The sequence below is a fragment of the Serratia sp. BIGb0234 genome (genome assembly GCF_024809915.1).
Lineage (GTDB): Bacteria > Pseudomonadota > Gammaproteobacteria > Enterobacterales > Enterobacteriaceae > Serratia > Serratia liquefaciens.
This window is the reverse complement of the sequence record NZ_JANUEI010000001.1, coordinates 225,271-247,660: the sequence shown is the minus strand read 5'-3', so window position 1 is coordinate 247,660 and position 22,390 is coordinate 225,271. Positions and strand designations below refer to the sequence as shown.

The 22,390-nt window shown below is 54.5% G+C and carries 21 protein-coding genes and 5 tRNA genes; 5 read left to right on the top strand and 21 right to left on the bottom strand.

The window, feature by feature from the left end; all coding sequences use genetic code 11:
- Positions 1 to 134 precede the first annotated feature (134 nt).
- Together M2407_RS01330 and gpmA are read left to right on the top strand one after the other, a co-directional pair.
- Positions 135 to 473, top strand: a complete 339-nt coding sequence (locus tag M2407_RS01330) for a PsiF family protein (RefSeq protein ID WP_020825694.1) — start codon at positions 135 to 137, stop codon at positions 471 to 473.
- A 213-nt stretch (positions 474 to 686) separates the two neighbouring features.
- A complete protein-coding gene (gene gpmA / locus M2407_RS01325; RefSeq protein ID WP_004941818.1) occupies positions 687 to 1,439 on the top strand; it encodes a 2,3-diphosphoglycerate-dependent phosphoglycerate mutase in 753 nt (250 codons plus the stop codon).
- A gap of 70 nt (positions 1,440 to 1,509) precedes the next feature.
- Here gpmA and aroG read toward each other — a convergent pair whose 3' ends face one another.
- Positions 1,510 to 2,562, bottom strand: a complete 1,053-nt coding sequence (gene aroG, locus M2407_RS01320) for a 3-deoxy-7-phosphoheptulonate synthase AroG (RefSeq protein WP_020825692.1) — start codon at positions 2,560 to 2,562, stop codon at positions 1,510 to 1,512.
- A 206-nt stretch (positions 2,563 to 2,768) separates the two neighbouring features.
- Here aroG and M2407_RS01315 point away from each other — a divergent pair, with 206 nt between their 5' ends.
- The 3 genes from M2407_RS01315 to zitB are packed head-to-tail and all read left to right on the top strand — an operon-like array spanning position 2,769 to position 7,548.
- Positions 2,769 to 3,374, top strand: coding sequence for a response regulator transcription factor (locus M2407_RS01315; RefSeq protein ID WP_020825691.1), 606 nt, complete (start codon positions 2,769 to 2,771; stop codon positions 3,372 to 3,374).
- Positions 3,371 to 6,586, top strand: a complete 3,216-nt coding sequence (locus M2407_RS01310; protein WP_128863926.1) for an ATP-binding protein — start codon at positions 3,371 to 3,373, stop codon at positions 6,584 to 6,586. The genes M2407_RS01315 and M2407_RS01310 overlap by 4 nt, the downstream gene beginning before the upstream one ends.
- A complete protein-coding gene (gene zitB, locus M2407_RS01305; RefSeq protein ID WP_046374259.1) occupies positions 6,586 to 7,548 on the top strand; it encodes a CDF family zinc transporter ZitB in 963 nt (320 codons plus the stop codon). The genes M2407_RS01310 and zitB overlap by 1 nt, the downstream gene beginning before the upstream one ends.
- A 38-nt stretch (positions 7,549 to 7,586) precedes the next feature.
- Here zitB and pnuC read toward each other — a convergent pair whose 3' ends face one another.
- From pnuC to sucC, 20 genes are all read right to left on the bottom strand, one after another.
- Positions 7,587 to 8,312, bottom strand: a complete 726-nt coding sequence (pnuC, locus tag M2407_RS01300; protein WP_020825689.1) for a nicotinamide riboside transporter PnuC — start codon at positions 8,310 to 8,312, stop codon at positions 7,587 to 7,589.
- Between the two features lie 21 nt (positions 8,313 to 8,333).
- The gene (nadA, locus tag M2407_RS01295; protein WP_041415250.1) at positions 8,334 to 9,395 is read right to left on the bottom strand and encodes a quinolinate synthase NadA; all 1,062 of its coding nucleotides are present in this window, start codon (positions 9,393 to 9,395) and stop codon (positions 8,334 to 8,336) included.
- A 348-nt stretch (positions 9,396 to 9,743) separates the two neighbouring features.
- Positions 9,744 to 9,819, bottom strand: a tRNA-Lys gene (locus tag M2407_RS01290).
- A 55-nt stretch (positions 9,820 to 9,874) separates the two neighbouring features.
- A tRNA-Lys gene (locus M2407_RS01285) sits at positions 9,875 to 9,950 on the bottom strand.
- Between the two features lie 69 nt (positions 9,951 to 10,019).
- Positions 10,020 to 10,095 (bottom strand) — tRNA-Lys (locus M2407_RS01280).
- Between the two features lie 7 nt (positions 10,096 to 10,102).
- A tRNA-Val gene (locus tag M2407_RS01275) sits at positions 10,103 to 10,178 on the bottom strand.
- Between the two features lie 32 nt (positions 10,179 to 10,210).
- Positions 10,211 to 10,286, bottom strand: a tRNA-Lys gene (locus M2407_RS01270).
- Between the two features lie 179 nt (positions 10,287 to 10,465).
- Positions 10,466 to 11,266 (bottom strand): cell division protein CpoB, encoded by an 801-nt coding sequence (cpoB, locus tag M2407_RS01265; RefSeq protein WP_020825687.1) that lies wholly within the window; start codon positions 11,264 to 11,266, stop codon positions 10,466 to 10,468.
- A gap of 9 nt (positions 11,267 to 11,275) precedes the next feature.
- Positions 11,276 to 11,791, bottom strand: a complete 516-nt coding sequence (gene pal / locus M2407_RS01260; protein ID WP_020825686.1) for a peptidoglycan-associated lipoprotein Pal — start codon at positions 11,789 to 11,791, stop codon at positions 11,276 to 11,278.
- A gap of 44 nt (positions 11,792 to 11,835) precedes the next feature.
- Entirely contained in the window at positions 11,836 to 13,128 is a 1,293-nt protein-coding gene (gene tolB, locus M2407_RS01255; protein ID WP_020825685.1) for a Tol-Pal system beta propeller repeat protein TolB, read from the bottom strand.
- A gap of 133 nt (positions 13,129 to 13,261) precedes the next feature.
- Positions 13,262 to 14,503, bottom strand: coding sequence for a cell envelope integrity protein TolA (gene tolA, locus M2407_RS01250; RefSeq protein ID WP_259216581.1), 1,242 nt, complete (start codon positions 14,501 to 14,503; stop codon positions 13,262 to 13,264).
- Between the two features lie 82 nt (positions 14,504 to 14,585).
- Positions 14,586 to 15,014, bottom strand: coding sequence for a colicin uptake protein TolR (gene tolR / locus M2407_RS01245; RefSeq protein WP_020825683.1), 429 nt, complete (start codon positions 15,012 to 15,014; stop codon positions 14,586 to 14,588).
- Positions 15,015 to 15,026: 12 nt separating this feature from the next.
- Positions 15,027 to 15,710: a Tol-Pal system protein TolQ gene (gene tolQ, locus M2407_RS01240; protein WP_039992358.1), complete on the bottom strand. Its 684-nt coding sequence runs from the start codon at positions 15,708 to 15,710 to the stop codon at positions 15,027 to 15,029.
- A complete protein-coding gene (gene ybgC, locus M2407_RS01235) occupies positions 15,707 to 16,111 on the bottom strand; it encodes a tol-pal system-associated acyl-CoA thioesterase (protein ID WP_020825682.1) in 405 nt (134 codons plus the stop codon). Before ybgC ends, tolQ begins: the two co-directional genes overlap by 4 nt.
- 130 nt (positions 16,112 to 16,241) lie before the next feature.
- Entirely contained in the window at positions 16,242 to 16,538 is a 297-nt protein-coding gene (ybgE, locus tag M2407_RS01230; RefSeq protein ID WP_020825681.1) for a cyd operon protein YbgE, read from the bottom strand.
- On the bottom strand, positions 16,538 to 16,651 hold the full coding sequence (gene cydX / locus M2407_RS01225) for a cytochrome bd-I oxidase subunit CydX (protein ID WP_004949761.1): 114 nt from the start codon (positions 16,649 to 16,651) through the stop codon (positions 16,538 to 16,540). The genes ybgE and cydX overlap by 1 nt, the downstream gene beginning before the upstream one ends.
- Before the next feature lie 17 nt (positions 16,652 to 16,668).
- Entirely contained in the window at positions 16,669 to 17,808 is a 1,140-nt protein-coding gene (gene cydB / locus M2407_RS01220) for a cytochrome d ubiquinol oxidase subunit II (RefSeq protein ID WP_259216580.1), read from the bottom strand.
- Between the two features lie 14 nt (positions 17,809 to 17,822).
- Entirely contained in the window at positions 17,823 to 19,391 is a 1,569-nt protein-coding gene (gene cydA / locus M2407_RS01215) for a cytochrome ubiquinol oxidase subunit I (protein WP_020825679.1), read from the bottom strand.
- Between the two features lie 777 nt (positions 19,392 to 20,168).
- A complete protein-coding gene (gene sucD / locus M2407_RS01210; protein ID WP_020825678.1) occupies positions 20,169 to 21,041 on the bottom strand; it encodes a succinate--CoA ligase subunit alpha in 873 nt (290 codons plus the stop codon).
- On the bottom strand, positions 21,041 to 22,207 hold the full coding sequence (sucC, locus tag M2407_RS01205) for an ADP-forming succinate--CoA ligase subunit beta (protein WP_020825677.1): 1,167 nt from the start codon (positions 22,205 to 22,207) through the stop codon (positions 21,041 to 21,043). Before sucC ends, sucD begins: the two co-directional genes overlap by 1 nt.
- Positions 22,208 to 22,390: the final 183 nt, after the last annotated feature.

The following is a 22,390-nucleotide window of genomic DNA, read 5'->3' as shown; positions in this document are numbered from 1 at the left end:
CGCTGCCGCACCGAGGGCTGCCTTTCCTTATTCCAAAGCGCGCACTAGAATCAGGCTACGGTGATAAGCACAACACCTTGTGCAACGTCACAATTTTCGGCCACCCCGGCCGGCCAATAGCTGAAGGAACACCTATGCGTCTGATTACTGCACTTCCATTACTGGCGGGTTTACTGCTGAGCACCAATCTGATGGCTGCCGAGACCGCAGCAAAAACGCCATCACCGGCACAGGCCGCGCAGCAGAAACGCATGACCGATTGTAATCAACAGGCCACCAGCAAAACGCTGAAAGGCGCGGATCGCTCTACCTTCATGAGCACCTGCCTGAAATCCGAAGGCACCGCTGCGACCAAAACGCTGACTCCGCAGCAGCAGAAAATGAAAACCTGTAACGCCGACGCCAAGACCAAAAGCCTGAAGGGTGACGAGCGTAAAACCTTTATGAGCAATTGCCTGAAAAAAGCAGCCTGATTGCCCTTCCCCACGGCACGGCCGAATCTCCCTTCGCCGTGCCGCACTCCCTATCTGCACCAGCCTGATCGATTCAGCTTTTCCTCAGAACAGCACTTACTTTGCGGCAAGAAATTGGCTATGGTTAAACACTATCGATTGCCGAGCCCCCGGCCGCGGCAATATAATGATTTTCGTTATCATTGAAATGTCAGATTATTAAGGAGTTAAGCTATGGCTGTAACTAAGCTGGTTCTGGTGCGTCACGGCGAAAGCCAGTGGAACAACGAAAACCGCTTCACCGGTTGGTATGATGTTGATTTGTCCGACAAAGGCCGCACCGAAGCGAAAGCAGCAGGCAAACTGTTGAAAGACGAAGGTTTCTCTTTTGACTTTGCTTACACCTCCGTACTGAAGCGCGCTATCCACACCCTGTGGAACATTCTGGACGAACTGGATCAGGCCTGGCTGCCGACTGAGAAATCCTGGAAACTGAACGAACGCCACTACGGCGCGCTGCAGGGTCTGAACAAGGCTGAAACCGCAGAAAAATACGGTGACGAGCAGGTTAAGCAATGGCGTCGCGGCTTCGCCGTTACTCCACCAGAGCTGACCAAAGATGACGAACGTTACCCGGGCCACGATCCGCGTTATTCCGCGCTGACCGAGAAAGAGCTGCCGCTGACCGAGAGTCTGGCGCTGACCATCGATCGCGTGATCCCTTACTGGGACGAAGAAATTCTGCCACGCATCAAAAGCGGCGAGCGCGTTATCGTTGCTGCACACGGCAACTCCCTGCGTGCGCTGGTGAAATACCTGGATAACCTGAGCGAAGACGAGATCCTCGAGCTGAACATCCCAACCGGCGTGCCGTTGGTGTATGAATTTGACGAGAACTTCAAGCCAATCAAACGTTACTACCTGGGTAATGCCGACGAGATCGCTGCTAAAGCGGCCGCCGTGGCAAACCAGGGTAAAGCGAAGTAATTTTCGCCGCATGATCTAAAAAGCCCCCGGTTTTGGCCGGGGGCTTTTTTATTGGAACCAGGCAGGTTTATCAGCCGCGGCGCGCTTTCACCGCTGTTGCCAACTCGCGCAGCACGGTTTCGGTGTCTTCCCAACCGATGCAGGCATCGGTGACGCTCTTGCCATAAACCAGCGGATCGCCGCTTTCCAGGTTTTGGTTGCCCTCCACCAGATGGCTTTCAATCATCACGCCCATAATCGCCTTTTCGCCGCCGGCAATCTGCTTGCAAACGTCAGCATTCACTTCCAGCTGCTTTTTGAATTGCTTGCTGCTGTTGGCATGGCTGAAATCGATCATCACCTGCGCCGGCAGACCCGCTTTGACCAGGCCTTCTTTGACTTCTTTCACATGCGCCGCGCTGTAGTTCGGCTCTTTGCCGCCGCGCAGAATAATGTGGCAATCGCCGTTACCGCTGGTGTTCACAATGGCTGAATGGCCCCATTTGGTCACCGACAGGAAACAGTGCGGTGCGCTGGCAGCATTGATGGCGTCAATAGCAACCTTGATGGTGCCGTCGGTACCGTTCTTGAAGCCAACCGGGCAAGACAGGCCGGAAGAGAGCTCGCGATGCACCTGAGATTCAGTGGTACGAGCGCCGATCGCGCCCCAGCTCATCAGATCTGCCAGATACTGCGGGGTGATCATGTCGAGGAATTCGCCCGCCGCCGGCAAACCGGTATCGTTAATATCCAGCAGCAGCTTACGGGCCAGACGCAGACCGTCGTTGATCTGGAAGCTGTTATCCATTTGCGGATCGTTGATCAACCCTTTCCAGCCCACGGTGGTACGCGGCTTTTCAAAATAAACCCGCATCACCACTTCCAGCTCGCCGCTCAGTTCCTGACGCAGCGACAGCAGGCGACCGGCATACTCTTTCGCCGCTTTGGTATCGTGGATTGAACAAGGGCCAATCACCACCAGCAGGCGATCGTCACTGCCGCGAAGGATCTGATGAATGGCACTGCGTGCCTTTGACACCGTCTCTGCTGCACGTTCAGTAGCCGGAAACTTCTCTAACAGGGCCACCGGTGGCAGGAGTTCCTTAATTTCTTTAATGCGTAAATCGTCGTTTTGGTAATTCATAACTTTTCCATTCGGTATCGAGAGGCGGTATTTCGCAGAGCATAGATCCAACCAATTTAGCCTGTGCGGATAACGCTGTAAATCACCTTTGCCACCTGCCGAATGAACCTCTAAATTAACAGTGGATTGTGCTGTTTCATCAGGGGAGCGCAGTGGCTCCTTTTTCGTTATGCTAACGGCCAGGATACTGTTACTCGAGCCAAGCCATGCCCTCTTTGTTATTAGTTGATGACCACCCGGTGGTTCATGTCGCACTGGAAGCGGCGCTAATCAAGTCATCCCGCCGCTTTCACCTGCAGGCGGTGCAAGACGACGTTCAGGCAATGGCCCAATTGGCCACGGCCGACTTTGCGCTGGTGATCCTCGATATCGGTCTGCCACAGGTGGACGGTTTGCAATTATTGAAAAAAATCCGCCGCCACTATCCGCAGCAACCGATCCTGATCTATACCGCACAGGAAGAAGATATCTACGCCCGTATGGCCTATTCGGCCGGCGCCAACGGATTTGTGCACAAGGGCAGCCGTCTCGAAGAGCTGGTGCTGGCGATTGAAACCGTACTGGATGGAAGCTTGAGCTTTCCCGCCACCGCCATGACCGAGGAGGCGCTACCGGCAGAAGGTACACTGCTGACGCCAAAAGAACTGCAGGTGCTCGGGCTGCTCAGCAAAGGCTTGTCCAATCTGCAAATCGCCGAGATGCTGAACATCAGCAACAAAACCGTCAGTACCCACAAGAAGAATATTCTGCGTAAGACCGGCGCCAGTAATCTGTTGGAGCTGGTGGCGGTGTTTAAAGAGCTGGCGCCATGATGCGTGCGCTTTTGCTGCTGGTAACGATGTTGCTGTGCGTCGGCAGTCTGGCGCACGCGGCGCAGCCGGTACGTTATCAATTGGTCAGCAACCTGAATATCCCGCCCGACCTGCTGATCGCCAGCGAGAAAAATCCCTGGCGCGACGCGACGCTGCGCATCGGTATCATCAGTGAAAATACCAGCCCCTATAACATTATTGTGGATGACGACCTGTACGGTCTGAATGCCGACTACCTGGGCTATGTTCAGCAGGTCACCGGCATCCACTTTCAGATCTACGGCTTCTCCGATCTGGCGAAACTTGAGCAAGCGCTGCATGACGGGACTGTCGATCTGGTGTACGGCATTCCACAAAACGAAGCGCTACACGGCCTGAAAATTTCTCAGCCTTATTACGTCAGTAACCTGCGCGTACTGCGGGATCGCAGCAACGATCGCAAAGTGATGCTCAATTCCGCCAATGCCCGGGTGGCGATCAGCACCCTGACCGATATGCAGGCTGGCAATGCGCTAAAGACGGTGTCGTCCCACGTACAACGCTATGACAACAACCTTCAGGCGGTGTATGCCCTGCTCAATGGCAGCAGCGACTACTTTATTGCCGATGAAGCCAGCGCCAGCTTTATTATCGACCAGCTGCAGCTCGGCCAGCTTTATCAGATCGAAAGTACCCTCAACCTCGGCAACCTGTCGTTCGTATTTGCCGCCGCCAACCCGGCGCTGATCGAGACCCTCAACGTGGCCATCGCCGACACCCCGATGGAGTTGATGAATGCCATCCAAAGCCGCTGGAGTAAAAAGATCCCCAGCTATCTCGATACCGGCAATGCCGATCTGACGCAGATGGAGAAAAGCTGGGTGAAGACTCACCCCACCGTCTATTACGCCGCCATCGAGAATAATTTCCCCTTCGCTTACCGCGGTTCCGGTGGGCAAGCGCGCGGTTATGCCATCGACATTTTGAATATCATTGCGCAAAACACCGGGTTGCGCTTTGTTCCGCTGTGGGCGCGCAATGCCGAACAGGCCGATCAACTGGTGCAATCCGGCCAGGCCAGCTTTCGCACCGCGTTACCATTGGCGCGTGGGGTTAAAGCGCGCTACAGCGCAAGTATGCCTATCCACCGTTCGCTGTGGGGGGTGTATGTTGGCCAACACGACAACGGGATTTCCACCTGGAGCGATCTGGCCGGTAAACGCATTGGCGTACTGCAGGGCGATCTGGCACAAGGCCTGGTGCCTGCCAACGAAGAACAGATCCGTTTTGCCGACAGTAAGGCCATGTATGACGCTCTGGCTAACGGCCAGTTGGATGCGCTGGTGGATAACGTGATTTCGGCAAACTTTGTCGCTTTGTCTCGTTACTCCGGGGCGATAAAGTTGGCGTTCGCCGCCAATAATATTGCCTACCCGGTAGCGTTCGGCGTGCGGCAGGATCAGCCATTACTGTTGGCTATCCTCGATAAAAACCTGATGCAGATCCCGTCGGAAACGCTGCAATCACTGCGCGATGAGTGGATTGTCGATCGTAGCAACCTGATTGACGCCGTGAATGAAAACCGTATGCAGCCGCAAACCACCTGGCTGCTGGCGCTGCTGGCTGCGGCGATCCTGTTGCTGTTGGGGCTGACCCTGCGCCGGTTTATCCTGCAGAGACGGGATAAGCGCGAACGGGAAGTGCTTGAACAGGCTCGTCGGCATGCGGAAGCCGAAAACCGAATGAAGAGTAAATTCCTGGCTACCGTCAGCCATGAATTGCGCACTCCGATGCACGCCATTCTTGGTCTGTTGGAGCTGGAGCTGAAACGTCAGCCAACGCCCGAGGGGCTGCCGGTGATCTACAGCTCGGCATCATCGTTGCTCAACCTGCTCAATGACTTACAAGATCATGCCCGACTGGCCACCGGCTCGTTAACCTTAGCGCCCAAGGCCGTAGCCCTGCACCCTTGGGTGGCCCACATTAGCGCCCTGTACCGACCGCTGATTGGCGAACGCCCAGTCACGTTAAACGTGAGTGCGGCCGACAACCTGCCCGCAGCCGTTCTTATTGATGGTGAGCGTTTACTTCAGGTCGCTAACAATCTGATAAATAATGCGATTAAGTTCACACCGAGCGGCAGTATTCAGGTCAGCATCGGCTGGCGTGAGCAGTCTGCACAGCAGGGAGAACTGTCGCTGACGGTGACCGACAGTGGGTGTGGCATCGCCGCCGATGAGATTGGCAAACTGTTCCAGCCGTTTTACCGCGCGCGCGGTGCGCAGCGAGTATCCGTGCAGGGAACCGGATTAGGGCTGTCTATTTGCAAGGAAATTATCGAACAAATGGGCGGTCGGATTGAGTTGCACTCGCGTCTCGGCGTCGGCACTGAGGTTTCCCTGTCGGTACCGGTCACCGAGGTTGCTCTTGACTCGGCGACACAGCAAACCGATAAGCCGCTCAACCTGCCGCCGCCGAGTTTGCGCGTGGCGCTGATTGACGATCACCCCACCAATCTCCTGCTGATGGAACGACAGTTGCGCCACTTCGGTCTGCAGCCGACGCTGTTCGAGCAGGGTTATCCGCTGCTGAAAGCCCATCGTCGGCAGCCGTTTGATCTGCTGTTCATTGATTACAATATGCCGCGCCCGGATGGCCTGACGCTGGCGAGGCTGATACGCCGCGACGAGCAGCGCCATCGACGCCCGGCTTGCCAAATTATCCTCTGCTCGGCGGACGTGCAGGAATTTACCCGTATCCCGCCGGAGCTGGTGGCCATAGATCGCTTTTTAACCAAGCCCATCTCGCTGGACGCACTCGCCCAAGCGTTGCCACAGCAACCCCAGGCGCTGGAGCAGCAGTTAGTCCTTACTGACCTTCAGCAGTCCCTGGCCGATATGGCCGGTAATGACCGACCGATGATCCAACGTTTGGCGACAACGCTGCTGACAACCCTGCAGCAAGACCGACAGCGGCTCGCGCTAGCGGCACAAAGCGAGGACTGGCTACAGCTTGGGCAAGCCGCGCATCGCATTAAGGGTAGCCTGTTGATGTTGCAACTGCCGGCAGCGGCCAGCCTGTGCCAACAATTGGTGGAAAGCGGTCGTGAAGGAACATTGCTTCAGGACGCCTATACTGAACTAAGTACGTTAGTGGAACAGATACTGATAGAACTGGATGATCTGGTCAGCGCTAACGAGTCGTATATTGCTATGCATCATAAGGATGAATAATGTCGGATAGCCCGCACGTACACCTACCGAAAGACAGTAATAGTAAACGCCTACTGACCGCTTTTTTAGTCACTGCGGTATTCATGATCGCCGAAGTGATCGGTGGGTTAATTTCAGGGTCCCTGGCGCTGCTGGCCGATGCCGGCCATATGCTCACCGATGCGGCGGCGCTGCTGGTGGCATTGATGGCGGTGCACTTCTCACAGCGTAAGCCCAATGCACGCCATACCTTCGGTTATCTGCGCTTGACGACGCTGGCGGCTTTCCTCAACGCCGCCGCGCTGTTGGTGATCGTGGTATTCATACTGTGGGAGGCGATACGGCGTTTCTTCGAACCACAGCCGGTGATGGGTACCCCAATGCTGATTATCGCCATAGCGGGGTTGCTGGCTAACCTGTTCGCCTTCTGGCTGTTGCACCGCGGTAGCGAAGAGAAGAACATCAACGTGCGGGCCGCGGCATTGCACGTATTGGGGGATTTACTGGGGTCGGTGGGTGCCATTGCCGCGGCGATTGTGATCCTGACCACCGGCTGGACGCCGATCGACCCGATATTGTCGGTACTGGTATCCTGCCTGGTGATACGCAGTGCCTGGCGGCTGCTGAAGGAGAGCTTCCACGAGCTGCTGGAAGGTACGCCACAGGAAGTGGATATCGCCAAACTGCAAAAAGACCTGTGCCTGAATATTCCGGAAGTACGCAATATCCACCACGTCCACGTCTGGCAGATTGGTGAACAGAAGCTGATGACGTTGCATGCACAGGTGATACCGCCGAATGACCATGATGGCTTGCTGCGCCGCATTCAGGGCTATCTGTTGGAACACTACCGGATTGGCCACGTGACCATTCAAATGGAATACCAGCATTGTGATACGCCCGACTGCGGAATTAATCGGGCTCCCGAGCCGAGTGACCACTCACATTCCGGCTCGCATTCCCATCTGGGGCATCATCATTAAAACAAACGGGGCGCCTTATAGGGCGCCCCGGCGATATTTTAAGGTGCGGAAGACAAAGGCCGCGATTGGTTGTTGCCGGCGCTTTTGATCCACAGCCAGGAACCGTTCAGCGCAATCAGCGTCAGGATCACGTATTCCAGCGCCATGGCGTAAACGCCCTGATAGGCAAAAATCGCCACGCTAATCACGTCAATCACCACCCACAGCAACCAGTTTTCCACGTACTTGCGCGTCATCAGAATCATCGCGACGATCGACAGCACCATCATCGCCGAATCCCAGAACGGGAAGGCGTCCGGTTGCAGCTCAGGCATTTGCACGCTGAGGCCCAAGCCCTGCATTACCGTCACCGCAACCTGAGTCAACCAGGCGAAAACGCGGTCGATATTAAAGGTCATCAGTGCAATGCCGATCACACATACCGCCGCCCAGCCCAATGCCTTCGGCAGCGGTAACCAACGAATCTTCAGCTCGGCCTGATTATCCTGCGTCTGACGACTCCAGGCGTACCAGCCGTAGATATTGGCAACAAAGAAGAACAGCTGCAGCAGCAGACTGGCGTAAAGCTGGATTTGGAAGAAAATCACCGCGAACAGCGTGACGTTAATCAGGCCGAACAGGTAATTGATGATTTTCTCTTTGCTGGCATACCAGATACACAACAAACCGAACAGGGTGCCGATCGCCTCAATCCATGACAGATCATAACCCCCTGCGCCCAGCGGGATATGCACCAAGATATTGCTGGTACTGAAAAAGCTCATTTTATTATCCTTATTAAACGGTTAAGCGTTCCCTTTTACCTGCATTTTTAATTGGGCAGCAAAATCCAACATCCGGTTCAGCGGGATTAGCGCCTTTTGACGTAACGCCGCATCCACGTGGATCTCATGCAGTGCACCGCCCTGCTCCAGCCCGTCGGCAATCGCCTTCAGGCCGTTCATCGCCATCCATGGGCAGTGCGCACAGCTGCGACAGGTGGCGCCTTCACCGGCGGTCGGCGCTTCAAAAAGCTCCTTGTCCGGGCAGGCCTGTTGCATCTTATAAAAAATACCGCGATCGGTGGCGACAATCAGCTGCGGATTAGGCAAAGTTTTCGCCGCCTGTATCAATTGGCTGGTTGAGCCTACCGCATCGGCCAGGTCAACCACCGCCTGTGGCGACTCAGGGTGCACCAGTATCGCCGCGTCAGGGTATAAGGCCTTCATGCGCATCAGGGCCTGGGTTTTAAACTCGTCATGGACGATACAGGCCCCCTGCCAACACAATACGTCGGCGCCCGTCTGCTTTTGCACGTAGTTGCCCAGGTGACGATCCGGGGCCCAGATGATTTTCTCGCCAAGGCTGTCGAGGTGCTCAATCAGTTCAACGGCGATACTGGAGGTAACCACCCAGTCCGCGCGAGCTTTTACCGCCGCCGAGGTATTAGCGTAGACCACCACGGTGCGATCGGGGTGGCTGTCGCAAAATGCATGGAATTCTTCTTCCGGACAGCCAAGATCCAGCGAGCACTCTGCGTGCAGCGTCGGCATCAGCACCTGTTTTTCCGGGCTGAGGATTTTGGCGGTTTCGCCCATAAAGCGCACGCCGGCGACCAGTAAGGTCGAAGCTGGGTGATTGCTGCCAAAGCGCGCCATTTCCAGCGAGTCCGCCACACAGCCGCCGGTTTCCTCCGCCAGCGCCTGGATCTCAGGATCGGTATAATAATGGGCCACCATCACCGCATTGCGCTGCTTGAGCAGGGTTTTAATCTTCTCACGATAAAACGCCTTCTGCGCGACGTCTAACGGCACGGGTTTGGGCGGGAACGGGTACACCGCCGCATTAACATCAAACATTTCACTCATCGCTGCAATCTCTGTGCTAGGCTGGGTGTCTGCTGCCCGGGTATTACCCATCGCAACCCCCTTCGTTTTATATACTAAACAAAATACCTAAAATTGAGCGAAAAGTCCGCTGATATTTTCAATATCACGCCAATGAAGTTTAATGGATTGAATTTTTGATCAAAGAGAGAGATCTGCAGGGGGAAAGTGCTTTCGTGATAGAGAGAATGGAGTGCGCATGCCAACAAAAATGGCGGAAGGTGGAACGTACCGGAGATTTCCTCGAATCTGAACGCAGCTTCTCACCGACACGATTCGTGCTATATGCCAATTCAGAGTTTTTAATAAGGGGGGGTATTTCTTTAAGAATGGTGGGTCGTGCAGGATTCGAACCTGCGACCAATTGATTAAAAGTCAACTGCTCTACCAACTGAGCTAACGACCCACTGATGTGGTTTACTGCTGAACCGCGTAAGCAGGAGAGGAACTCGCTGCAATAATGGTGGGTCGTGCAGGATTCGAACCTGCGACCAATTGATTAAAAGTCAACTGCTCTACCAACTGAGCTAACGACCCACTGACGTGGTTTACTGCTGAACAGCCAATACAAACCGAAGCCTGGATTGAGGAAAAACAATTCTGAAATGGTGGGTCGTGCAGGATTCGAACCTGCGACCAATTGATTAAAAGTCAACTGCTCTACCAACTGAGCTAACGACCCACAGCAGTGGTGGGTGATGACGGGCTCGAACCGCCGACCCCCTCCGTGTAAAGGAGATGCTCTACCAACTGAGCTAATCACCCACTGACGTGGTTACTGCTACTACTTCAGAAATTGGTGGGTCGTGCAGGATTCGAACCTGCGACCAATTGATTAAAAGTCAACTGCTCTACCAACTGAGCTAACGACCCAATTTCCTTGCTGCTTTAACATCTTGCAAGATGTCTTGGCAACGGCGGCATATATTACTAATTTATCTTGGCAGCGCAACCTAAATTTTTGAACAAGGGGTTCAACTGCTTGTTCTTCACGCGAATGAGCCCAGAAAGCGGTCAAATCGACTAACTTCTGGGCTCATTATTTTTTCTGACTAACCGGCTACGCGACTTTTCGCCTGTTTGGCCGCCGCACTGGTTGGGTATTGTTTAATCACCTGCTGGAACACGGCTTTGGCTTTATCGGCCTGCCCTTTCTCCTGCATGATGATACCTACCTTGTACATGGCGTCCGGCGCCTTAGGTGACTTTGAGTAATTCTTCACCACGACCGCATAATAGTAAGCCGCATCGTCTTTCTTACCCTTGTTGTAATACAACTGGCCCAGCCAATAGTTGGCATTAGGCTGGTAAGTAGACTTTGGGTACTGTTTTACGAAGGTCTGAAAAGCAGAAATTGCCTGGTCATACTGTTTTTTTTCCAGCGCCAATGAAACAGCGGCATTGTAGTCGCTGTTTTCATCACCCTTGCTGGCCGGCGCTGCTGCTGTAGCGCCCGCAGACGCACTGTCAGCACCGTCGGAGGACGCAGCCGCTGCTGCTCCACCCGCGGCACCCGCTGCGGCAGCAGAGCTCTGAGCGCCGCCCTGGCTGATGCTATCCATCTGCTGATAGATTTGCTTTTGGCGTTCAACGACCTGATTCAGTTGATATTGGCTTTCCTGGATTTGACCGCGGAGCGAGTCAATATCGCGCTGATTGTCAGAGAGTTGTTGCTGGAGTTGGTTTAAAAGCTGGCCTTGAGCATTGCTGATGCGCTCAAGCGAGGTGACACGGTCTTCGACCGAGCCGGAGCCGACATTACTGATTGGCGCTTGGGCAGTAGCGGCCCATGGGACCGCTACGCCAACCAGTAACGACAGACTCAACAAGTGACGTCTGAAGTTACTGTTCATGCGATTCTCTTAGTAAACCAGAACTGCACGACGGTTTTTAGCATAAGCCGCTTCGTCGTGGCCCAGTACTGCTGGTTTTTCTTTACCGTAAGAAACGATAGAGATTTGGTCAGCTGAAACGCCTTTACCTTGCAGGTACATTTTCACGGAGTTAGCACGACGCTCACCCAGGGCAATGTTGTATTCCGGCGTACCGCGCTCATCCGCGTGGCCTTCTACGGTCACTTTGTAAGACGGGTTGTTACGCAGGAATGCAGCGTGCGCGTCCAGCATCTGAGCGAACTCAGAGCTCACGTCATACTTGTCCAGACCGAAGTAAACAATGTTGTTCTTCTGCAGTTCTTGCATCTGCAGACGAGCTTGTTCTTCAGAAGACAGGTTGCTGCTGCCGTTTTCTGTACCAGTGCCAGCGCCAGCGCCCAGACCAGATTGGTCGTTGTTTGCGCTTTTGTTAGAACTACAAGCTGCTACAGCCAGGACTGGCAGTGCCAGCAGAAGCCCTTTCAGCACTTTGTTCAGTTGCATTTCTTTAATCCTTTTATAGTTTGCCATACATATTTACACATGCATCACAGATACGGCGACCAGGCAGGGAATTTGACCTGTCCATCAGTTGCCGGAAGACGCGCTTTAAAACGCCCATCAGTCGATACCAGTTGCAACACGGAGCCCATACCTTGCGTGGAGCTATAGATCACCATGGTGCCGTTTGGCGCAATACTAGGCGTTTCGTCCAGGAAGGTGCCGGTCAAAACTTGAACTGCACCCGATCCGAGATCTTGTTTGGCGATATGCTGAGCACCGTTGTTTGAGCTCACCATCACCAGGAATTTACCATCAGAGCTGACTTCAGAATCCTGATTCTGAGAGCCTTCCCATGTCAGACGCTGTGACGCACCGCCACTGGCACTGACTTTATAAATCTGTGGCCGGCCGCCCTGATCCGAGGTATATGCCAGAGACTGGCCATCCGGGAACCAGGTCGGTTCGGTATTGTTGCTGCGCCCGTCGGTGATTTGAGTGATCTGGCCAGAGCCCAGATTCATCACGTACAGGTTCAGGCTGCCGCTTTTAGACAGCGCGAAGGCCAGACGGCTGCCGTCCGGTGAGAACGCCGGTGCACCGTTGTGGCGCGGGAACGAGGCGATCTGACGGATAGCACCGTTAGCCAGGGTCTGAACCACCAGCGCAGAGCGGCCGCTTTCAAAGGTCACGTACGCCAGTTTGCTGCCGTCCGGCGACCAGGCCGGGGACATCAGTGGTTCCGGTGAACGGTGTACCACAAACTGGTTGTAGCCGTCGTAATCCGCTACGCGCAGCTCGTACGGGAATTTCCCGCCGTTAGTCTGCACAACGTAAGCGATACGGGTACGGAATGCGCCCTTGATACCGGTCAGCTTTTCAAACACTTCGTCACTGGCGGTGTGAGCAGAATAACGCAACCACTGCTTGGTCACTTTATACTGGTTCTGCGCCAATACGGTGCCTGGAGAACCTGAAGTGTCCACCAGTTGATAAGAGATCAGGTAGCCGCCGTCCGCACCAGGTTGAACCTGACCGACCACGACTGCGTCAATGCCCAATGCAGTCCAGGCCGCCGGCGTCACTTCAGACGCGGTGGTCGGTTGCTGCGGCATGCGCGCTACGTCAATTGGGTTGAATTTGCCGCTGTTGCGCAGGTCTGCGCCGACAATCTTGCCAATATCTTCCGGAGGCGTGCCTGGGCCAGCCCATTTAAACGGCACCACCCCAATCGGGCGAGCGGAGTCGACCCCTTGGGTGATTTCAATGCGAACTTCCGCGTGAAGAACGGAGGCCCACAGTATTAAAAAACCTAACGCTACTCGAAATGCCTGCTTCATCTCATCTCCCTTATCCAGGCGGGATGCCTGCGATAAATTAGCAGAATTTTAACAAACCAACGCAAACAAAACTACATAATCCCTGTTGGTTACCTTAGTACATCCCTGCGATATGACTCAGCCAAAACAACCATTATTCTGGTCTAAATGTAAGGGGAGCATTCTTAAACACCTCGTAAACTGCCTGGCTTGGCGGTTTCGGTATTCTTGCCTGCTTAGCGGCGGCTATTGCTGCCTGACACAATGCCGGATCGCCCCCCTCCGATTTAACATCAATCAGCAAACCGTCCGGTGCCAATTTGATCCGCAGGTCACACTTACGCCCTTTATATAAGTCCGCGTCGTAAAACTTGCTTTGAATAGCCGAGGTGATCTGCCCCAGATAGCCGTTAATCTCGGCACCACTGGCCCCCGCGGTCTTGGCATTGCCCTGACCGGCCGGTTTACCGTCACCCTTAGCTTTAGCCCCGCCGCCTTTCGGCGCGTTTTTACCGTCCGCCAGGTCGCCAAACAGATCATTGACGTCCGAAGACTGAGCTGCCGCTGCGGCAGCCGCTTTCTTCTTGGCGTCTGCGGCTTTCTTGGCAGCAGCTTTCTCAGCGGCGGCTTTTTCGGCAGCGGCGGCTTTTTTCTCAGCTTCTGCGGCCGCTTTCTTCTCGGCATCAGCTGCAGCTTTCTTCTCGGCTTCGGCAGCGGCCTTTTTCTCTGCAGCTTCGGCAGCAGCGGCTTTCTTCGCTTCTTCCGCCTGTTTCTTGGCGGCAGCGGCAGCAGCCGCTTCTTTCTTGGCTTCAGACTCCGCTTTCTTCTGCGCGTCGGCCTGTGCTTTAGCGACTTTATCTGCCTCGGCCTTGGCCTTGGCGGCGGCCGCTTCCGCTACTTTCTGTTGTTCTTTGGCTTTCGCCGCGGCGTTCTCGGCCGCTTTTTGCTGTTCAGCAGCCTGCTTTTGTTGCTCCGCCGCCTGTTTTTGCTGCTCTGCGGCCTGCTTCTGCTGTTCAGCCTGTTCTTTCGCGTCCTGCGCCGCTTTTTCCTGCGCAGACAAACGCTCTTTCTCCAGCTCTTTCAGGCGCTGTTGCTCTGCCGCTTGCTTCTGCTGAAGTTCTTCGGCTTGTTGTTCCGCTTTTTTCTGGCGCTGCTTTTCAGCACGCTGCGCGTCGTTACTCTGCTGTTGCTGGCGGTTGTACTGCTCCACCACTGCCCCGGGATCGACCATCACTGCACCGACGACAGAACCATCGCCACCGCCGCCAGCACTGTTCATGTCGACGTTTTCTTGCAGCGATCCCCAAATCAGCAGGGCAATCAATACAAAGTGCAGAACGACCGAAACAATAACGGCGCGGTTCAGCTTATCGTTTTGCTCAGTTGCCTTTACCAAAATAGATTCCCAAAAACTGGTGTTGCTTATACGGGGTTCCTGAGCCAACGGCACAGGAACCGGGTTGCCACTGACCTTAGGGTCAGATTGGCTGGGTCATTAGCCCCACGGAAGCCACGCCCGCCTGATGGAGAATATTCAATGCCTTGATAATCTCATCGTACGGTACTTCCTTCGCCCCACCGATCAAAAAGACCGTTTTCGGGTTAGCCGCTAAACGCGACTTGGCTTCGGCGGCAACCTGTTCCGGCGGCAGCAGCTCCATGCGGTTGTGATCCACCACCAGGGTGTATTGACCCACGCCTGAAACCTCAAGGATCACCGGCGGGTTATCATCGCTGGACACCGTCTTGGAATCGGTGGCGTCCGGCAGATCAACCTCAACGCTCTGCGTGATAATCGGCGCCGTTGCCATAAAGATCAGCAACAGCACCAGCAACACGTCGAGCAACGGAACGATGTTTATTTCGGACTTCAGCTCGCGCCGATTACGTCCACGAACTCTCGCCATGCTACCTCCTACTTATTTGCTGTCGCTGGAGAAGGCCTGACGATGCAGAATAGCGGTGAACTCTTCCATAAAGTTGTCGTAATTCTGCTCAAGCTTGTTGACGCGCTGGTTGAGGCGGTTATAGGCCATAACGGCCGGAATAGCGGCGAACAAACCGATGGCGGTTGCGATCAGTGCTTCGGCGATACCCGGTGCTACCATTTGCAGCGTGGCCTGCTTCACCGCGCCCAGTGCGATAAAGGCGTGCATAATCCCCCACACGGTGCCGAACAGACCGATATACGGACTGATCGAACCCACGGTGCCGAGGAAAGGAATGTGGTTTTCCAGCGTTTCCAGCTCGCGGTTCATCGAGATGCGCATGGCGCGTGACGCCCCTTCGATCACCGATTCCGGCGCATGGTTGTTAGCGCGGTGTAAACGAGCGAACTCTTTGAAGCCAGAGTGGAAAATTTGCTCTGAGCCGGTCAGGCTATCGCGACGCGCCTGGCTTTCCTGGTACAGGCGAGAAAGCTCGATACCGGACCAGAATTTGTCTTCAAAGGCTTCGGCGTCACGCGTGGCCGCATTCAGGATGCGGGTGCGCTGGATGATGATCGCCCAAGAGGCCACTGAGAAGCATATCAAAATCAACATGATAAGCTTAACCAGCAGGCTCGCCTTCAAGAATAAATCTAGGATGTTCATGTCAGTCACTGCTTAAACTCCGCGACAATAGACTTAGGAAGCGCTATCGGCTTCATTTGGTGTGGATCAATGCATGCAATCAACACATCGGCCTGACTCAAGAGAGTCCCGTCAGAATTGACAATGCGTTGGGCAAACGTGAGAGAGGCCCCGCGCATTGAGGTGATTTCACTCTGCACTTCCAGCTGTTCGTCGAGACGAGCCGGAGCCAGGTAATCCACCGTCATGCGCCGAACCACGAAAGCGACATGTTCACTGAGCAGCTGCTGTTGATGAAAGTTGTGATGACGCAGCATCTCGGTGCGCGCTCTTTCAAAAAAGGCGACATAGCGGGCGTGATAGACCACACCACTGGCATCGGTATCCTCGTAGTAAACGCGAACCGGCCATCGAAACAACGTATTACTCACTCTACTTCCCAGCAATGCAATTTAACGGTGCTACTATACGCAAGACAGATCGGGTTGGGAATGGGTTACAAGAGGGGAACGAAAATAATTATGGGCCGGAAGGGCCCATAACTCGGGGTTATAACGGAGATTATAAAGAAACGTAAAGTAATCCTGCGGCGAGGATCACAATTGCCGGAAGTGGCGCGAAAAAAGCGCGCCATAACGTCCGCTGCGGTTTGAAGCCAACGCCGTGAACCACCCCGGCGCAAACTGCCCAAATCAGCAGCAGCCCTTCCCAAATCTCCAGCGAGCTGGTCTTCGCCGCAAAGCGGGTCGGATCCCAAAAAATACAGCCCGCCAAAATCAACGCCAGCACCAGTGAAAGGGCCCGGACAGGGCCCTTGTCAGTCATGGCGTACAGCTTGTCAGTTAATGACGAACTCATCACTTACCGTCTTGCTGTGCTTTTGAATCTTCGTGGTGCTCAAGCGCCAGCGCCGTGATGATACCGAAGGCACAGGCAAGAAGCGTTCCGAGAATCCAGGCAAAATACCACATGGTTTAGCTCCCTATCCTTAATACAGCGAATGCTTGTTGTTCTCGACGAAGTTTTTGTCGAGACGGCCGAACATTTTGTAGTACGACCAGCTGGTGTACCCCAGAACGATAGGCACGAAGATCGCCGCGACAACGGTCATCACTTCCAACGTCAACAGACTGGAGGTGGCATCCCACATGGTCAGGCTGATGTTAGGCACGGTGCTTGACGGCATCACGAACGGGAACATGGTCACACCGGCAGTCAGGATCACGCAGGCAATGGTCAGTGACGAAGTCACGAACGCCAGCGCGTCTTTCGACATGCGGGAGAACAGCACCGTAAACAGCGGCAGCAGAACACCCAGGGCAGGCAATGCCCACAGCAGCGGATACTTGTTGAAGTTGATCAACCAGGCACCGGCCTGATGAGCCACTTCTTTACGCATCGGGTTAGACTCCGCCATGGTATCCAGCGCCGAGGTAATCACATAACCATCGATGCCTTTCACCAGCCAAATACCACCCAACAGGAAGAACACCGCCATCACCAACGTGGAGATCTGCGCCGCAGCACGTGCACGCAGGTGGATCTCACCGCTAGTACGCATCTGCAGGTAGGTTGCCCCCTGGGTCACCAGCATGGTCAGACTGACGACACCCGCCAACAGGCCAAACGGATTCAGCAGTTGGAAGAAGTTGCCGGTGTAGAACAGACGCATGTATTCGTCCATGTGGAACGGCACGCCCTGCAGCAGGTTGCCGAACGCCACGCCGAACACCACCGCCGGCACGAAGCTGCCGATGAAGATGCCCCAGTCCCACATGTTGCGCCAGCGGCTGCTCTCCAGCTTCGAGCGGTAGTCAAAACCGACCGGGCGGAAGAACAAGGCGGACAGCACCAGGATCATGGCAACGTAGAAACCGGAGAACGCCGCCGCATAGACCATTGGCCAGGCGGCGAACAGCGCACCACCGGCCGTGATCAGCCACACCTGGTTACCGTCCCAGTGCGGCGCGATGGAGTTGATCATCACCCGGCGCTCGGTATCGGTTTTACCGATAATGCGCACCAGGATGCCGACCCCCATGTCGAAACCGTCGGTGACGGCGAAACCGATCAGCAGTACGCCAATCAGGACCCACCAGATAAATCGCAGTACTTCATAATCAAACATACGTGGACTCCTGTTTAGCGCGCTTCCTGCACGGCGGCAGTCGGTTGTTCAAAGTGGTAGCGGCCAGTTTTCAGGCTGCTTGGACCCAGACGTGCAAATTTGAACATCAGGTACATTTCAGCCACCAGGAACAGGGTGTACAAGCCGCAAATCAGCCCCATCGAGAACAGAATGTCGCCCGCAGTCAGTGAAGAGTTGGCAACCGCAGTCGGCAGCACCTCACCAATCGCCCAAGGTTGACGACCGTATTCAGCCACAAACCAGCCGGCTTCGATGGCAATCCACGGCAGCGGCAGGCCATACAGCGCCGCACGGTGTAGCCACTTTCTCTGGCCAATGCGGCCACGAAGCACGCTCCAGAACGACAGACCGATAATCAGCAACATCAGCACGCCACAGGCCACCATGATACGGAAGGCGAAGTACAGCGGTGCTACGCGTGGGATAGAGTCTTTGGTCGCCTGCTGGATCTGCGTTTCCGTCGCGTCGGTGACGTTCTGGGTATAGCGCTTCAGCAGTAAACCGTAGCCCAAATCCTGCTTGGCTTTATTGAACTCGGCGCGAACCGCCGGGTCGGTATTGCCACTGCGCAACTCTTCCAGCAGTTGGTAGGCTTTCATCCCGTTGCGGATACGCACTTCATGCTGCGCCATCAGATCCTTCAGGCCGGTGACCTGAGTATCCGTTGAGCGGGTGGCAATCAGGCCGAGCGCATAAGGAATTTGGATCGCGTAGGAGTTTTCCATTTTATCCTGATTCGGAATACCGAACAGGGTAAAGGAAGCCGGAGCCGGTTGAGTGTCCCATTCGGCTTCGATGGCGGCCAGTTTGGTTTTCTGCACGTCACCCATTTCGTAGCCGGATTCATCACCCAGTACGATTACGGACAGTACGGCAGCCATACCGAAGCTGGCAGCGATTGCGAAGGAACGTTTGGCAAAGGCAGTATCACGGCCTTTCAACAGGTAGTAAGAGCTGATACCCAGTACGAACATCGCACCACAGGTGTAGCCGGCAGCTACGGTGTGAACGAACTTAACCTGCGCAACCGGGTTGAGCACCAGTTCGGAGAAGCTGAGCATCTCCATGCGCATGGTTTCGAAGTTGAAGTCCGAGGCGATAGGGTTCTGCATCCAGCCGTTGGCCACCAGGATCCACAGCGCGGAGAAGTTTGAGCCCAGTGCCACCAGCCAGGTTACGGCCATGTGCTGCACCTTGCCCAGACGATCCCAGCCGAAGAAGAACAGGCCGACCAGCGTCGATTCAAGGAAGAACGCCATCAGACCTTCGATGGCCAGAGGGGCCCCGAAAATATCACCGACGTAGTGTGAGAAATATGACCAGTTGGTCCCGAACTGGAACTCCATGGTCAAACCGGTGGCCACACCCAGAGCAAAGTTAATTGCAAATAACTTGCCCCAGAATTTGGTCATATCTTTATAGATTTGTTTGCCTGACAGTACATATACCGTTTCCATAATTGCCAGCAAAAACGCCATGCCTAGCGTTAATGGGACAAATAAGAAGTGGTACATCGCCGTTAAAGCAAACTGTAAGCGCGACAGTTCGACAATATCAAACATCTTGACTCCTTGCTCCTCGCAGGAAGACTCCGACATGCGGTTATCGATATGACTTCGGGTGAAGCTACCGGTAACGCCCCGCAGTGAATGCCCTTAAACACAACAAAAATTTGATCCAGCTTCTCCGCTTTCAACCATGCATTCGACGCGGGCCGTACTGGCCAGTGCACTAAACACACCACTGAAAACCGACAACGGGTAACAAATGCAACAAGATCAACCATCCATATTCACCATGGATGATACTCGCCCAATCCCACACAATAAATAGGTTTTTACGTGATATGGGTTAGACTTTTGGTTACAGGTCAAATTTTAGCCCAAAGAGGTACTAAGCCCTAATTTGATCTGGAACAATTTAAGCCTATCTGAATTTTATTTCCAGATTCAGCTCACAATTTCTCATAATTATCTTGTGGTTATGTTACATAATGGTTTCGTAGTCTATCTAGGTACTTTTTGTGTTAAATAGATGTGATATTTAATGGTTATCTGTATTTAAATGAAGTCTCGAGTGTGAATGATGTTAACGTTTATTAACCTGCTAATAGGACAAGCTTAGCTTATTTTTTTACTCTGATAATTGTAGGCAATAAAAAGAATAATTATCGATAAAGCAGCGCTTAAATACGTCCGCCCGTCCCTCCCCCCTTTAATTGATGCCGCTAACGCTCACCACGGCCACCGCAATGCCCTATTCCCTCTCGCGCAGGCAAAAAAAAACAGGGCCAGACACTTGGTCTGACCCTGCTTGAATACGGACTACCGCAGATTAAATTAGCGGTTCAGAACCGCTTTAACTGCCTCGCCGATGTCAGCCAGGCTGCGCACGGTTTTAACCCCTGCCGCTTCCAGCGCTGCGAATTTTTCGTCCGCAGTGCCTTTGCCGCCGGCAATGATGGCGCCGGCATGGCCCATACGCTTGCCTTTAGGCGCGGTAACACCCGCGATGTAGCCAACTACCGGCTTGGTCACGTGTTCTTTGATGTACGCCGCTGCTTCTTCTTCTGCGCTGCCGCCGATTTCACCGATCATGACGATCGCTTCAGTTTGCGGATCTTCCTGGAACAACTTCAGGATATCGATGAAGTTAGAACCTGGGATCGGGTCACCGCCGATGCCTACACAGGTAGACTGGCCCAGACCGGTATCGGTGGTTTGCTTCACCGCTTCGTAGGTCAGGGTGCCGGAGCGGGAAACGATGCCCACTTTGCCTGGCAGGTGGATGTGGCCTGGCATGATGCCGATTTTGCACTCGCCCGGGGTGATAACGCCTGGGCAGTTCGGGCCAATCATACGCACGCCGGCTTCATCCAGCTTCACCTTGACGGTCAGCATATCCAGCGTCGGGATGCCTTCGGTAATGGTGATGATCAGTTTGATGCCTGCATCGATAGCTTCCAGAATGGAGTCTTTGCAGAATGGTGCCGGTACGTAGATAACGGACGCCGTGGCGCCGGTCGCTTCTACCGCTTCACGCACGGTGTTGAACACCGGCAGGCCCAGGTGCTGAGTGCCGCCTTTGCCCGGCGTCACGCCACCGACCATTTTGGTGCCGTAAGCGATAGCTTGTTCGGAGTGGAAGGTCCCCTGGCTACCGGTGAAACCCTGACAGATAACTTTGGTGTTCTTATCGATTAAAATGGACATTATTTACCCTCCACTGCCGCAACAACTTGCTGAGCCGCATCAGTCAGGCTGGTCGCAGCAATGATATTCAGACCGCTGTCCGCCAGTTTCTTGGCGCCCAGTTCGGCGTTATTCCCTTCCAGACGCACCACCACCGGGACGTTAACGCCCACTTCGGCTACGGCGCCAATGATACCGTCAGCGATCAGGTCGCAACGCACGATACCACCGAAAATGTTAACCAATACCGCTTTCACCTTGTCGTCGGACAGGATGATTTTGAAGGCTTCGGTCACACGCTCTTTAGTTGCACCACCGCCCACGTCGAGGAAGTTGGCTGGCTCACCGCCGTGCAGCTTAACGATGTCCATGGTCCCCATCGCCAGGCCTGCGCCGTTAACCATGCAGCCGATGTTGCCGTCGAGAGCAACGTAGTTCAGCTCCCACTGTGCCGCACGGGATTCACGCTCGTCTTCCTGAGACAGGTCGCGCATTTCACGCAGCTCAGGTTGACGGAACAGTGCGTTACCGTCAGCGCCCAGTTTACCGTCCAGACAGATCAGATCGCCCTGCTTGGTCACCACCAGCGGGTTAATCTCAACCATCGCCAGGTCGCGCTCCAGGAACAAGGTCGCCAGGCCCATGAAGATCTTGGCGAACTGGCCAACTTGCTTGCCGGTCAGGCCCAGTTTGAAGGCCAGTTCACGGCCCTGGTAAGGCTGTGGGCCTGCCAGTGGGTCGATGGTCATTTTGTGGATCAGTTCCGGCGTTTCTTCCGCAACTTTCTCAATCTCAACGCCACCCTCGGTGGAGGCCATGAACACCACACGACGGCTAGCACGGTCTACTACCGCGCCCAGGTACAGTTCTTTATCGATGTCGGTCGCGGCTTCTACCAGGATCTGGTGAACAGGTTGGCCCAGCGCGTCAGTCTGGTAGGTCACCAGACGCTTGCCCAGCCAGGCTTCAGCGAAAGCGCGGATATCTTCTTTGCTGTTTACAACTTTAACGCCGCCAGCTTTACCGCGGCCGCCAGCATGAACCTGACATTTAACCACCCACGGGCCGGAGCCGATTTTGGATGCGGCTTCTTCCGCTTCACGCGGTGTGGTACAGGCGTAACCGGTTGGTGCCGGCATGCCATACCGAGCAAACAGCTGTTTTGCCTGATATTCGTGTAAATTCATGATGTTCTATCCATTCAGTTCTGAAGGTTTTAGCCGAGTCATTTTGGCGGAAAACCGCATGACTTTCGTCGGCCACATAGCACAGAGTGTGGGCGCGGCAATCTCTGTCATCCTTAAAGCTGCATCTTTGTTGGCTGCCTTCTCTCACCCCAGTCACATAGTTGACTATGCTCCTGGGGATTC